We start from the raw sequence: 13,783 nt of genomic DNA on the forward strand, positions 1-13,783 counted from the left end.
CGCCCTTGCGCTAGTCATCGCGAGCAAGCTCGCTCCTACAGGGTTTTGTAGTGTGTGAGCCGACGCATCCACCTGTGGGAGCTGGCTTGCCGGCGATGGCGTCCTGAATGACACAACCACTCTAGGTCTGGCCGCTCTGGCACGGCCTTTGCTTGCCCGCAATCCACCCAAACGCAGCACCCGAAAGTCCAATCAAAAAGGCCAGCGAGGACTTATGACAACTACCACACAGCTCAAACCCACACTCGGCACCCTGCATTTATGGGGCATTGCCGTTGGCTTGGTGATTTCCGGCGAGTACTTTGGCTGGAGTTACGGCTGGGGCACCGCCGGGACCCTGGGGTTCCTCGTCACCGCCCTGATGGTGGCAACGATGTATACCTGTTTCATCTTCAGTTTCACCGAGTTGACCACGGCGATTCCCCATGCCGGCGGGCCATTTGCCTACAGTCGGCGAGCCTTCGGTGAAAAAGGCGGATTAATCGCCGGTATCGCGACCCTGATCGAGTTTGTTTTCGCGCCGCCGGCCATCGCCATGGCCATCGGTGCCTATCTGAATGTGCAATACCCGGAACTGGACCCGAAAATCGCCGCCGTCGGCGCCTACTTCGTGTTCATGACCCTCAATATTCTCGGCGTCAGCATCGCCGCCACCTTCGAACTGGTGGTGACCGTGCTGGCCGTCGCCGAACTGCTGGTGTTCATGGGTGTGGTCGCGCCTGGGTTCAGTTTCAGCAATTTCGTGCTCAATGGCTGGTCTGGCTCCAGTGAATTCACTATCGCGTCCATTCCCGGCATTTTCGCCGCCATTCCCTTCGCCATCTGGTTCTTTCTCGCCATCGAAGGCGCCGCCATGGCCGCCGAGGAAGCCAAGGACCCGAAACGTACAATTCCCCGGGCATACGTCAGCGGCATCCTGACCCTGGTATTCCTGGCCATCGGCACAATGGTAATGGCCGGTGGCGTCGGCGACTGGCGTCAACTGGCAAACATCAATGACCCGCTGCCCCAGGCCATGAAAGCGGTAGTCGGCAACAATTCGACCTGGATGCACATGCTGGTCTGGATCGGCCTGTTTGGCCTGGTGGCGAGTTTCCACGGGATCATTCTCGGTTACTCGCGGCAATTCTTCGCCCTGGCCCGCGCCGGTTACCTGCCACGCAGCCTGGCCAAGCTTTCGCGTTTCCAGACCCCACATCGGGCGATCCTGGCCGGTGGCGTGATCGGCATTGCAGCCATCTACAGCGATGGCCTGGTCAACCTGCAAGGCATGTCACTGACGGCGGCGATGATCACCATGTCGGTATTTGGTGCCATCGTCATGTACATCATCAGTATGCTGAGCCTGTTCAAACTGCGTAAAACCGAGCCGAACCTCGAGCGCACCTTCCGCGCACCGGGTTATCCGATCGTACCGGGGATCGCGCTGTTCCTGGCGCTGGTGTGCCTGGTCGCGATGGCGTGGTTCAACACTTTGATCGGCCTGGTCTTCCTTGGCTTCATGGCGGCCGGCTACCTGTATTTCCAATTGACCGCGCGGCAGCGCTCCGAAGCACCGGCGGACGCTATGCTCGAAGGTATCTAGCAGCCCGGCACCGCCCTATCAAGGTGCACACCACGCCCCTGTAGGCGCTGCACTCGACAGCGCCTACAAAGGATAAGCAGTGAATTTGAGTTATTTGGAGGACACCGCCCATGGCCGTTTATGCCCATTCCGTCGGCGCCCAGACCTACCGCTTTGAAAACCTCAAGGAAGTGATGGCCAAGGCCACCCCGGCACGCTCCGGGGACTACCTGGCCGGCGTCGCCGCCCTCAATGACGGCGAGCGCGTCGCTGCGCAGATGGTGTTGGCCGACATCCCGCTGAGCCACTTCCTGCAGGAAGTCCTGATTCCCTATGAGACCGATGAAGTCACCCGACTGATCATCGACACCCACGATAAACAGGCTTTCGCAGTGGTCAGCCATCTCACTGTCGGCGGTTTTCGCGACTGGCTGCTCAGCGACGCCGCCGACGAACAGGTCCTGCGCGCCCTCGCCCCCGGCCTGACCCCGGAAATGGCGGCTGCCGTGTCGAAGATCATGCGCGTACAGGACCTGGTGCTGGTCGCGCAGAAAATCCGGGTCGTTACGCAGTTCCGCGGCACCTTGGGCCTGCGCGGTCGCCTGTCTACCCGCCTGCAACCCAACCACCCGACGGACGAACCGGCCGGCATTGCCGCGAGTATTCTGGATGGCCTGCTGCACGGAAACGGTGATGCCATGATCGGCATCAACCCGGCCACCGACAGTATCGCCTCGATCTGCGCCATGCTGGAAATGCTCGATGCGATCATCCAACGCTACGAAATCCCGACCCAGGCGTGTGTGCTGACCCATGTCACCACCTCGATCGAAGCGGTCAATCGCGGCGTCCCCCTGGACCTGGTATTCCAGTCGATCGCTGGCACCGAGGCGGCCAACGCCAGCTTCGGCATCAATCTCAATGTACTCCAGGAAGGATACGACGCCGGCTTGAGCCTCAACCGCGGTACGCTCGGCAAGAACCTGATGTATTTCGAAACCGGCCAGGGCAGCGCCCTGTCGGCCAATGCCCACCACGGCGTCGACCAACAAACTTGCGAAACCAGGGCTTACGCCGTGGCCCGCCATTTCAAGCCGTTCCTGGTGAACACCGTAGTCGGGTTCATCGGCCCCGAATACCTCTACAACGGCAAGCAGATCATCCGCGCCGGCCTCGAAGACCACTTCTGCGGCAAGCTACTGGGCGTGCCGATGGGCTGCGACATCTGTTACACCAACCATGCCGAGGCCGACCAGGATGATATGGACACCCTGTTGACCCTGCTCGGGGTCGCCGGGATCAACTTCATCATGGGCATCCCCGGTTCCGACGACATCATGCTCAACTACCAGACCACGTCGTTCCACGATGCGCTGTACGCCCGCCAGACGCTGGGGCTCAAGCCTGCGCCGGAGTTCGAGCAATGGCTGGCGAAAATGGGCATTTTCACGCAACCGGACGGCAAGGTCCTCTTCGGTAACAGCCTGCCGCCGGCCTTCCGCCAGGCCTTGGCGCAATTGGGATGAGTGTCGATATGGAAAAACCACCTTTTGATCCGCACAACCCGTGGCTGGAACTGCGACGCCTGACCCCCGCACGCATTGCCCTGGGCCGCACCGGCACCAGCCTGCCGACCCGTGCACAACTGGACTTTCAGTTTGCCCACGCCCAGGCGCGAGACGCGGTGCACTTGCCGTTTGATCATGTCGCCCTCAGCGAGCAATTGGCCGAATGCGGTCGTGACAGCCTGTTGCTGCATAGCGCTGCAACTGATCGCAACAGCTATCTGCAACGCCCCGATCTGGGGCGAAAATTGAGCGTGGAGTCGGCAAAAAAACTGCGTGAATACGCCGCAGCCAATCCTGCGGGGGTCGATCTCGCCATCGTGGTCGCCGATGGGCTGTCGGCATTGGCTGTGCATCGCCACACACTGCCGTTCCTGGCACGCTTTGCAGAGCAGAGTTCAGCCGACGGATGGTCTATGGCACCGGTGATACTGGTAGAACAGGGCCGGGTCGCGGTAGCCGACGAAATTGGCGAACTGTTGGGTGCAAAAATGACCGTGATACTGATCGGCGAACGCCCTGGCCTGAGCTCTCCAGACAGCCTGGGATTATATTTCACCTACAATCCAAAGGTCGGCCTGACCGACGCCTATCGCAACTGCATCTCGAATGTACGCCTCGAAGGCCTGACTTACGGCATGGCGGCACACCGTTTGCTTTATTTGATGCGCGAGGCGTGCCGGCGACAGTTATCCGGAGTCAACCTGAAGGACGAAGCGCAGGTGCAAACGCTGGAGTCAGACGCAGGAGCGGACATTAAAGGAAATTTCCTACTGGATTCACCGCAAGCCTGAACCGCTTCCGCATTGCACTTTCTCATCCTTTTCAGGCAGGATCGATGCACGGCTGCCAGTGAGTATCCTTTGCCGCCAAAGCACGTGAAGACAGCCACTTGAAGACGAGAACTACCATGCGGATTATTCAAGCGACCCTCGAACACCTGGACCTGCTCACCCCATTGTTCGTCAAATATCGCGAGTTTTATGGCTCCCTGGCGTACCCGGACTCGTCCCGGGCGTTCCTCGAGAAACGCCTGCGGCGCAAGGAATCGGTGATCTACCTGGCACTGTCCGATGACGACAGCAACAAACTGTTGGGCTTCTGTCAGCTGTACCCCAGCTTTTCTTCGCTTTCGCTCAAGCGCGTTTGGATCCTAAACGACATCTACGTCGCCGAAGACGCCCGCCGCCAGTTGGTCGCCGACAACCTGATCCGCACCGCGAAGAAAATGGCCAAGGAAACCAACGCGGTGCGCATGCGCGTGTCCACCAGCAGCAACAACGAAGTGGCACAAAAAACCTACGAATCCATCGGATTCAAGGAAGACACCGAGTTCAAGAACTACGTATTGCCGATCAGCGACGAGTTGTAAGGAAAAAAGATCGCAGCGTTCGGCCGAAGGCTGCGATCTGGTTCTCGCAGAAATCCCCTGCTACAAACCCTACGCGCTTTTCACTTCCCAGCCCGTATAATTCCGTTCTTTCCGGCTTGTAAGAAAAACTACCTCCTGTCTGTAGTCTTACGCGAAGTCATCCGCAGGCCTGCCGAACCGGGCCGTTACCACAGGTGCCGTCCATGGATTTCAACCCGCTCGATCTCGTCCTGCATCTCGATGTCTACCTCGATTTGCTGGTCAACAACTACGGGCCATGGATCTACGCCATTCTCTTCCTGGTGATCTTCTGTGAAACCGGCCTGGTGGTCATGCCTTTCCTGCCGGGCGATTCGCTACTGTTCATCGCTGGCGCCGTCGCGGCCGGTGGCGGGATGGACCCGGTATTGCTGGGCGGCTTGCTGATGCTCGCGGCGATCCTCGGTGACAGCACCAACTACATCATCGGACGAACGGCGGGCGAACGATTGTTCAGCAACCCGAACTCGAAGATCTTCCGGTGCGACTACTTGCAACAAACCCACGATTTCTATGACAAACACGGCGGCAAAACCGTGACCCTGGCGCGTTTCCTGCCGATCATCCGCACCTTTGCCCCCTTCGTCGCCGGCGTCGCGAAAATGCCTTACCCGCGCTTCTTCGCCTTCAGTGTGCTGGGCACGGTGCTCTGGGTCGGCGGCCTGGTCACCCTGGGTTTCTTCTTCGGCAACGTACCCTTCATCAAATCGAACCTCTCGCTGCTGGTGGTCGGCATCATCCTGCTGTCGCTGGTGCCGATGATCATTGGTGTCGTGCGCAGCCGTTTTGGCAGTTCGAACTCCAAAACCGCATCGCGCTGACAGGATGTGGTCCCTTGCCGCCTGGCGACGTCGACGCATCCTGGCCAGGCACCCGATAGCCGACGACATGTGGCAGCGGGTGCGTCATCACCTGAGTTTCCTGGATGGCATCAGCGCCGCCGAAGACCAGTGGCTGCGTGAAGCCTGCGTACTGTTTCTGCAAGACAAACACCTGACCGCCCTGCCCGGTGTCGAGCTGCATCAGGAACAACGCCTGCTGCTCGCCGCCCAGGCGCAACTGCCGTTGCTGCATCTGGGCGACCTGAACTGGTATCAGGGCTTTCACGAAATCGTCCTCTACCCCGACGACTTCCTCAGCCCCCAGCGCCATCGCGACGCCAGTGGGGTCGTGCACGAATGGGACGGCGAGCACAGCGGTGAAGCCTGGCAGCAAGGGCCGATCATCCTGGCCTGGCCCGGGGTCATGGCCAGCGGTGGCTGGGAGGGCTACAACCTGGTGATCCACGAACTGGCGCACAAGCTCGACATGCTCAATGGCGATGCCAACGGCTTGCCCCCGCTGCACGCGAATATGCGCGTCAGCGACTGGGCCAGGATCATGCAAGAGGCCTACGACGACCTCGACCGCCAACTGGAGCGCAATCCAGACGCCGAGACTGCCATTGATCCGTATGCCGCGGAAAACCCGGCCGAGTTTTTCGCCGTCACCAGCGAATACTTCTTCAGTGCCCCGGATTTGCTGCACGAGGCTTATCCACAGGTCTACGAGCAACTCAAGCTGTTCTATCGCCAGGACCCGCTGGCGAGGCTGCGGCAACTTCTGGCCGAGAACCCGGTCTATCAGGCACACGACTAAGGTCTACACGACCTCTGGTACGTGGCGTCGCCGTAGGAATATGCCTATAATCGCCGCCACTTTTTGGTCAATCCGGCCAAGTGTTTCTGGTCAACTAACGGGGGCAACGCCCAATGAGCTACAGCAAGATTCCGGCTGGCAAAGACCTGCCGAACGACATCTACGTCGCGATCGAGATTCCGGCCAACCACGCGCCGATCAAATACGAAATCGACAAAGACAGCGATTGCCTGTTCGTTGACCGTTTCATGGCCACCCCTATGTTCTACCCGGCCAACTACGGTTACATCCCGAACACCCTGGCAGACGACGGTGACCCCCTCGACGTGCTGGTCGTAACCCCTTACCCGGTTGCTCCAGGTTCGGTGATCCGCGCTCGCCCAGTCGGCATCCTGAACATGACCGACGATGGCGGCGGCGATGCCAAAGTGATCGCGGTTCCACACGACAAGCTGTCCCAGCTGTACGTCGACGTGAAGGAATACACCGACCTGCCTCCACTGCTGATCCAGCAGATCGAGCACTTCTTCGCGAACTACAAAGATCTCGAAAAAGGCAAATGGGTAAAAATCGAAGGCTGGGACGGCGCAGACGCCGCCCGTGCTGCGATCACCCAGTCGGTTGCCAACTATAAAGGCTAAGAGCAGCTGCAGGCTTTGAGCCATTAGCTTCAAGAAGAACCCCGGTTGATCCGGGGTTTTTTTTGAGCGCCTGTAAAGCCGCTTTAAACAGTTTGTTGATCTCGCCACATCTCAAGGTTTTCATGTTTATTTTTTACCCAACGCGTCTCACATCCAGTCGTAAATTTCCCGCGAAATTTGAACGGGACGTTTATTCAAACCCCTGACCGGCGCCAGTAGACTCCCGGTCATGAAAAAGAACACTAGCGGCCCTCGGTTTAAAGCGCTCCTTGAAGCAGCGAACATCACGACGACAGGATTCGCCGAATTCCTGGATACGGCTCCGCAAAATGTACACAACTGGTACAGCCGCGGCGTGCCCGCCCACTGCATGGAAGAAGTCGCCAGGAAACTCTCGGTCAACAGCGACTGGCTGAAAACCGGCGAAGGCTTGAAAGACGCCAGGCACTTGCGCCTGCTCGACGACTCCGGCAACACCTTCGACGCCCAGGCGATCCGAGGTGTCTACACCGTGGTCGAACCCATCGACATCGAATTGCCGTTCTACAAGGAAGTGATCACGGCCCCCGGCTCCAACAAGACCCACGTCATCGAAGACCGCGAACAATGCCTGCGCCTGCCCCGCAGCCACCTCGACTTCCTGGAAATTAATCACACCGATGCCATCGGCGCCGCGATGATCGGCAACAGCATGGCCGAGAAAATCGATGACGGCTCCACCCTGGCGATCGATCGCGGGCTGACCCAGATTGTCGATGGCGAAATCTACGCTATCGAACATGACGGCATGCTGCGAATCAAATACCTGCACCGACTGCCGGGCAACTCCCTGCGCTTGCGCAGCCATAACCGCGCGGACTACCCGGATGAAATCTTCAGGCCCGCGCAAATCGAAGAGCAGAACATCAGGGTACTGGGCTGGGTGTTCTGGTGGTCGACACTGAACAAACGCCGGCCACCGCTTCCGTTTCTGTAGGAGCGAGCATGCTCGCGATGGACGTCAACGATTACGCGGGAAATCTGGCACCCCGCAGCGTTCTCCGGTTTTTCGCGATCATGCTCGCTCCTACAAGAGCTAGCGAACAAACACCAGACCACCCAATTCGCCCACCCAGGAACCCCATCTCACACACCAAGCTGGGAATTTCACAAAAAAATCAGTATGCTGCGCCCCACATTTGCGCATCGACCCGCCAAGCGGCCCTGATCGCACCGACAAGGCAGATGACTTTCTCGCCAAGTCCCACAGCCGGACGCAAGATCCGGGTGTACGTTTTGAAGGCTGGCGCGGTTTACCAAAAATGAACCAAGCCAGTCCCCGAGAAGCCGGCCACAAGCCGGCTTTTTAATGCCATAACACTTTGTAAAATAAGATTTTTTTAGAAGATCATCGAGCCAGCCCACACCTCAGCCCATACTCCAGACACCTCGCTGTGGGCTGGTTGATATCTATCACGATCACCTTCTTCTGTCCGCTCCAACTACAGCAAGACATTCATTGATCTGGCACAGCGGATTTACCGCTCATGACGGCGTTGCTTTGAGATATTTCTGCACAGCGTGCCGGATCATTGCGGAAAGTCATGCCTGTCTGGCAACAATGCGCCATCACCGTCGCCGTTATCCATTAGAATCGCGCCTTTTATCGCTGTGAGGGAGAGCTGGCGTGATTGAGCAAAAGGTAGAGGCATACATCGAGCGTTGGGGCGGTGGTATGAGCCGTGGAGGTAACGAGCGCGCCAACTTACAGATGTTCATCACCGAGCTCTGCACCCTGCTGGATTTGCCACAGCCTGAACCGGCGACGGCGAAGCGTAGCGACAACGCATACATCTTCGAACGTTCTGTGACCGAGCTTTTCGCAGATGGGGGCAAAACAACCCGAGCGCTCGACCTCTACAAGCGCGGCTGTTTCATTCTCGAAGGCAAGGACACGGGCAAGCAAACCCACAGCGATGGCTGGGATGCCGCCATCACCAAAGCGTTGAAACAGGCTGAGAACTATGCTCGTTCACTGCCTGCTGAAGAAGGCCGCCCGCCGTTTATCATCGTTGCTGATGTCGGCAAGTCTCTTGCGCTGTATTCCGAATTCAGCCTCTCAGGTGGCAACTACGTTGCGTACCCTGACCCACGAAGTCACAAGATTCCTCTGGAGAAACTGCGTGACGCTGAGACTCGCGAACTTCTAAAGCGAGTCTGGCTTGATCCAAAGAACCTTGATCCTACCCGCTATGCTGGCAAGATCACTCGCGTCATCGCCGACCAATTAGCTAAGCTGGCCAAGTCACTCGAAGACAGCGGCCACCCAGCCGAGCAAGTCGCCAGTTTTCTCATGCGCTGCTTGTTCACCATGTTCTCAGAAGATGTAGGGTTACTGCCGGATAGAGGCTTCACCGAGCTCTTGGAGCGCCTGAAGGCCAAGCCGGAGTCGTTTTGCAGACAGCTGAGAAGCCTTTGGCAAACAATGAATACCGGTGGTTTTGCGCCCGCACTCGATACGGATGTGTTGCAGTTCAATGGCGGACTGTTCGCGGATGCTCAAGTCATCGAACTGAATGTGGATCAACTCAACCTTTTGGCTGGCGCGGCCAAGGCTGATTGGCGCTATGTTGAACCAGCTATTTTCGGCACTTTGCTAGAGCGTGCCCTGAACCCCCGCGAACGACACAAACTGGGTGCGCACTATACCCCCCGTGCCTATGTTGAACGTCTGGTACTGCCTACTATCATCGAGCCGTTGCGCTCCGAATGGGCAGAAGTCCAGGCCGCCGCACTGACCTATAAGCAGCAGCGGAAAACCAAAGAGGCCGTTGCCGAGATTCGCAAATTTCATCACCAGCTTTGCCAGACTCGCGTACTTGACCCGGCTTGTGGCAGTGGCAACTTCCTGTACGTCACTCTGGAGCACATGAAGCGGCTGGAAGGTGAAGTTTTAGAGGTGCTCGGCAGTATTGTGAAGTCGGGTTCCTTCGAGCTGGAGGGGCTAACGGTCGATCCTCACCAATTCCTAGGCATGGAGATCAACCCCCGCGCAGCCAAGATCGCAGAAATGGTGTTGTGGATCGGGTACCTGCAATGGCACTTCCGCACCTACGGCAAGGTCAACCCGCCTGAGCCCGTGTTGCGCGACTTCCACAACATTGAGCACCGTGATGCGCTGATCACCTATGACGCGGTTGAGTTGATCACTGACGAATCCGGCAGACCCGTTACTCGTTGGGATGGTCTGACCTACAAGATCAGCCCGATTACCGGGGAGTCGATTCCAGACGAGTCCGCACAGGTCGAGCAACACCGCTACCACAGTCCCCGCAAAGCAAAGTGGCCGCAGGCTGAGTACATTGTCGGCAATCCTCCGTTTATCGGCGCTTCGACCATGCGACGGGCCTTGGGCGACGGCTATGTGGATGCTGTGCGCAGCACCTGGGCGGAAGTTCCGGAGTCGGCGGATTTCGTCATGCACTGGTGGCATATTGCCGCAGAAGCAGCCCGTGCTGGTACAGCCAAGCGCTTTGGCTTCATCACCACCAACAGTATCAAGCAAACCTTCAACCGCCGCGTCGTACAGGCGCAACTGGAAGCTAAGAATCCTCTGTCGCTGGCCTTTGCCATTCCTGACCATCCGTGGGTCGATGCTGCGGATGGTGCTCAGGTGCGGATTGCCATGACTGTTGGCGCTGCTGGCATACAGGAGGGGCGTCTGCTTCAGGTACGCGATGAGATTAGCGGCGATCAAGATGAAATCCAGGTAAATCTACAGGAGCAACAAGGGCGATTGTTTGCTGACTTGAAGATCGGTGCCAATGTCGCAGGCGCGTCGCAACTGAAAGCTAATAAAAAAGTCGCAGTTAAGGGATTCGAACTCGGCAACCAGGGTTTCTTGCTTGATAAAATGCAGGCTTTGAAGCTTCTTGAAGCACAGCCGGGTGCTTGTGACGTGCTAAAGCCCTATATGAATGGAAGTCAACTTGTTGATGGAGAGCTTAAATTCTACGTTTTGGATTTCCATGGATTGAGTAATGAAGAGGCTCGTCAAAAATACCCCCAGCTCTATCAGATTATCTATGACCGTGTGCGGGATACTCGAACCTTGAACCGAGAAAGCCGAACTGCTGAAAAGTGGTGGCTATTCCGCAGATCAGGGCAAGCGTTTCGTGACGCTGTTTGCGGACTAGATCGTTACGTCGCAACGACTAGAACCGCAAAGCACAGAGTTTTTCAGTTTCTAAATAGCTCGGTTGTTGCTGAAAGCAAAATTGTTATCGTTGCTGTTGACGCTGATTATGAGCTTGGGTGCTTGTCGTCAAGATTGCATTGTTGCTGGGCGATGTCATCAGGAGCATGGCTTGGGGTAGGGAACGACTCCACCTACAATCATACAGATTGTTTCGAAACGTTCCCGTTTCCGGATACTACTTCAGAGCAACGGAAGCGCATCGGTCATCTCGCAGAGCAAATAGATGCCCATCGCAAACACCAGCAGGCACATTTCCCTGATTTAACCCTCACCGGCATGTATAACGCGCTTGACGCGCTTCGTGCTGGTAGACCGCTAACTACAAAGGAAAAGACAGCACACCAACAGGGGTTGGTGTCAATACTGGGCGAACTACACGATGAGCTCGACCACGCCGTATTCGCAGCTTACGGCTGGGGCGATTTAGCCAAGAAACTGATCGGCCTACCTGGAGCCACAACCCCGCTGCAGGACAAGCCAGAGGCGCAGGCTGAAGCTGAGGAAGAGCTGTTATGCCGCCTAGTCGAACTCAATGGCAAACGAGCCGCCGATGAAGCTCGTGGCCAGATCCGCTGGTTGCGCCCGGACTACCAGAACCCCACCGCCCAAGCAATGCCAGAACAGGTTGAGGCGGAGTTGGAAACAGAGATTGAAGGCTCCACGGCACTTGCTGCCAGGGCGAAGAAAGCCGCTTGGCCGAAGGGTATGCGTGAACAGATTGCGGCTGTGCGCAGCGCGTTGAGCATCGACGCTATGACAGCAGAAGCCATCGCCGCTAACTTCAAGGAGCCCAAGAAAACCTCCCCGCTCATCATTGAAGCGCTGGCAGCCTTGGAGGAGTTGGGAATGGTCTATCAGCAGGATGATCACTACCGCCTTGCCAGCTAAGCCTTGCGTAGTTTGCTGAAGCTGGAAAAGGCAGAGTGGGCGGAATCATGACGAACAGGTAGGCGCGATATTCGCTACCTGTTCGATCTGGTGAGCAACTTAATCCTGCTAAGCACCTCTACGAATACAGGGTGCGGACATTACTTGTACCATTCAGCCTTGATCGCCGCGAAGTCCATGTCCTTCCATTCCTCCTTCCACAGTTGCCAGTAAGGAATGTCGTTGGAGGAGGGAGCGTCGGCGCAAGGTTCAATCTGGACGATTGAAGGAAGAATGATGGATTCACCTACTAATAAAGCTTCACCTTGCCGAAACGATGTCATCTTGTCGATCAATGAGCCGAGCGAGTCCGGAAGTAGCTTTTTAACGTAGCCTTGATCCGTTGGATTGGTGAGACGCATCGCAATGAAATTGCTGCATTGGGAGAAGATCGTTTCAGATATCTCTGATGGCCGCTGGCTCGCTAACAATAGCGTGACGCCATACTTCCGTCCTTCCTTGGCAATCCGCTCAATAGAGGCTTTGGATGACCGGTACTTCGAAAGCTCGCTGTTAGGGACATATTTGTGCGCCTCCTCGTAAACAAGCAGGATTGGCACGTCATTGTTCACCTTCTCGCTAGGGTTTTTGGCGCAGCGTATGCGTTTGTAGATGTACCCATACTCGAAAACGAGCCTCGAGATGAGTGATACTGTGATGCTCAGTACTTCGAACGGAACTCCGCTAAGGTCAATGACGGTAACGTTTGATCTGCTTTGCAAGGGGTATCCGAGCAACTGCTGAAGTGTTTCTTCGAACGTGATGTTCTTTGATTTTTCGCCTAGGAAGAATTCGAGCCTGGTGTCGTTCACCTTATTCTCGAGTCGGTTCACGAAGTTAGTCAACTTTCCGTAAAGGCTTCCCTGCGTGTATTTAGGCTGTCCGGCCTTTTCTTTGTTACTGGCTGCGTAGACTTCTCCGCTATCGACCATCTCTTCATTCTTAGCGATTGCGTACGCCAGCACCTCTTTGATGTCGAATAGGATAGGCGTGTCGAGGTGAATTTTTTGCTTTTCGGTTTCGGAGCCGCTGAATTTTGCGCGTCGGTCCCTAATGATCGCTTCCTTGAAAATGTTCCTCTGGTTGTGATCGTTTGCTTCGGTATCGAGGAAGAACTCCTCCAACTCTTCACTGTTTAGCATCCAGTATGGCAAGACTAAGTTTGAGATGTCGATATGGTTTGCGGAAGGGAACGCCGACTTGTACTCCGCGTGGATGTCGAAAATGATTACATGCGAGTTGTTAAGGGAGAAGTCGCCGTCTTTTCCCGACACTGCCTTCTGGATGATAGTAGCCAAGGTGTGTGATTTACCGGAGCCGGTCGAGCCGACCACTGCGATGTGCTTGTTGAAGAACTTGTTTCCGTTGACGGGTACGGGGACGTTCCCATTTGAAGCCAGCGTCGAAAATAGGAACCTCTCACCTTGGGGGACCGAGTCGTCGTAAATTTTTTTAATGTCGGCGATGGTCGCAGGCTGGACTTCCTTCGGCGGGATCGCTAGCGAATCGCCGCCGCGTTCGAATTTGCCGTCCCTCAAGATGCCGATCGGGAATGCTTCGATGATGTAATCCCGCTTCCCATTTGCGCTGACGGCAATCTGGAAGTTCTCGATAATTGCTATGAGAACCGCGTTTTCGTTATCCGCAATCTTCACATAGGAACCGACCCTCAGCGACTCTTCCGCTGTTTTAAAGTCTTCGAGGTCATCCACAACAATGCGCACCTTGTCGGGAAAGACCGCGATTACCTGGGCATTTATTTTCTCTTCTTCCTGTATGTGTACCATGCTCACGTCCCTG

At 56.5% G+C, this 13,783-nt stretch carries 10 protein-coding genes; 9 read left to right on the top strand and 1 reads right to left on the bottom strand.

Annotated elements, in window-relative coordinates:
* Positions 1 to 214 precede the first annotated feature (214 nt).
* The 9 genes from eat (at position 215) to HGP31_RS27770 (ending at position 11,944) form a co-directional block, all read left to right on the top strand.
* Positions 215 to 1,585, top strand: coding sequence for an ethanolamine permease (gene eat, locus HGP31_RS27730; RefSeq protein WP_020796301.1), 1,371 nt, complete (start codon positions 215 to 217; stop codon positions 1,583 to 1,585).
* Between the two features lie 110 nt (positions 1,586 to 1,695).
* Positions 1,696 to 3,090: an ethanolamine ammonia-lyase subunit EutB gene (locus tag HGP31_RS27735; protein WP_020796300.1), complete on the top strand. Its 1,395-nt coding sequence runs from the start codon at positions 1,696 to 1,698 to the stop codon at positions 3,088 to 3,090.
* Positions 3,087 to 3,923 carry an ethanolamine ammonia-lyase subunit EutC gene (gene eutC / locus HGP31_RS27740; protein WP_420850686.1) on the top strand — a complete coding sequence of 279 codons (837 nt, stop codon included), beginning with the start codon at positions 3,087 to 3,089 and terminating at the stop codon, positions 3,921 to 3,923. The genes HGP31_RS27735 and eutC overlap by 4 nt, the downstream gene beginning before the upstream one ends.
* A 116-nt stretch (positions 3,924 to 4,039) precedes the next feature.
* Complete coding sequence (locus tag HGP31_RS27745; RefSeq protein WP_020796298.1) at positions 4,040 to 4,501, top strand: GNAT family N-acetyltransferase; 462 nt, start codon at positions 4,040 to 4,042, stop codon at positions 4,499 to 4,501.
* Between the two features lie 203 nt (positions 4,502 to 4,704).
* The gene (locus tag HGP31_RS27750) at positions 4,705 to 5,361 is read left to right on the top strand and encodes a DedA family protein (protein ID WP_168758997.1); all 657 of its coding nucleotides are present in this window, start codon (positions 4,705 to 4,707) and stop codon (positions 5,359 to 5,361) included.
* Positions 5,362 to 5,365: 4 nt separating this feature from the next.
* Positions 5,366 to 6,178, top strand: coding sequence for a M90 family metallopeptidase (locus tag HGP31_RS27755; RefSeq protein ID WP_020796296.1), 813 nt, complete (start codon positions 5,366 to 5,368; stop codon positions 6,176 to 6,178).
* Positions 6,179 to 6,291: 113 nt separating this feature from the next.
* On the top strand, positions 6,292 to 6,819 hold the full coding sequence (gene ppa, locus HGP31_RS27760; protein WP_020796295.1) for an inorganic diphosphatase: 528 nt from the start codon (positions 6,292 to 6,294) through the stop codon (positions 6,817 to 6,819).
* 229 nt (positions 6,820 to 7,048) lie between these two features.
* Positions 7,049 to 7,795, top strand: coding sequence for a S24 family peptidase (locus HGP31_RS27765; RefSeq protein WP_033045470.1), 747 nt, complete (start codon positions 7,049 to 7,051; stop codon positions 7,793 to 7,795).
* Positions 7,796 to 8,485: 690 nt separating this feature from the next.
* Positions 8,486 to 11,944, top strand: coding sequence for a class I SAM-dependent DNA methyltransferase (locus HGP31_RS27770; protein ID WP_168758998.1), 3,459 nt, complete (start codon positions 8,486 to 8,488; stop codon positions 11,942 to 11,944).
* A gap of 140 nt (positions 11,945 to 12,084) precedes the next feature.
* Here the strand turns inward: HGP31_RS27770 and HGP31_RS27775 are convergent, their stop codons facing one another.
* A complete protein-coding gene (locus tag HGP31_RS27775; RefSeq protein WP_168758999.1) occupies positions 12,085 to 13,770 on the bottom strand; it encodes an ATP-binding protein in 1,686 nt (561 codons plus the stop codon).
* Between the last annotated feature and the right edge of the window lie 13 nt (positions 13,771 to 13,783).

The organism is Pseudomonas umsongensis, assembly GCF_012647205.1.
Taxonomy (GTDB): domain Bacteria; phylum Pseudomonadota; class Gammaproteobacteria; order Pseudomonadales; family Pseudomonadaceae; genus Aquipseudomonas; species Aquipseudomonas umsongensis.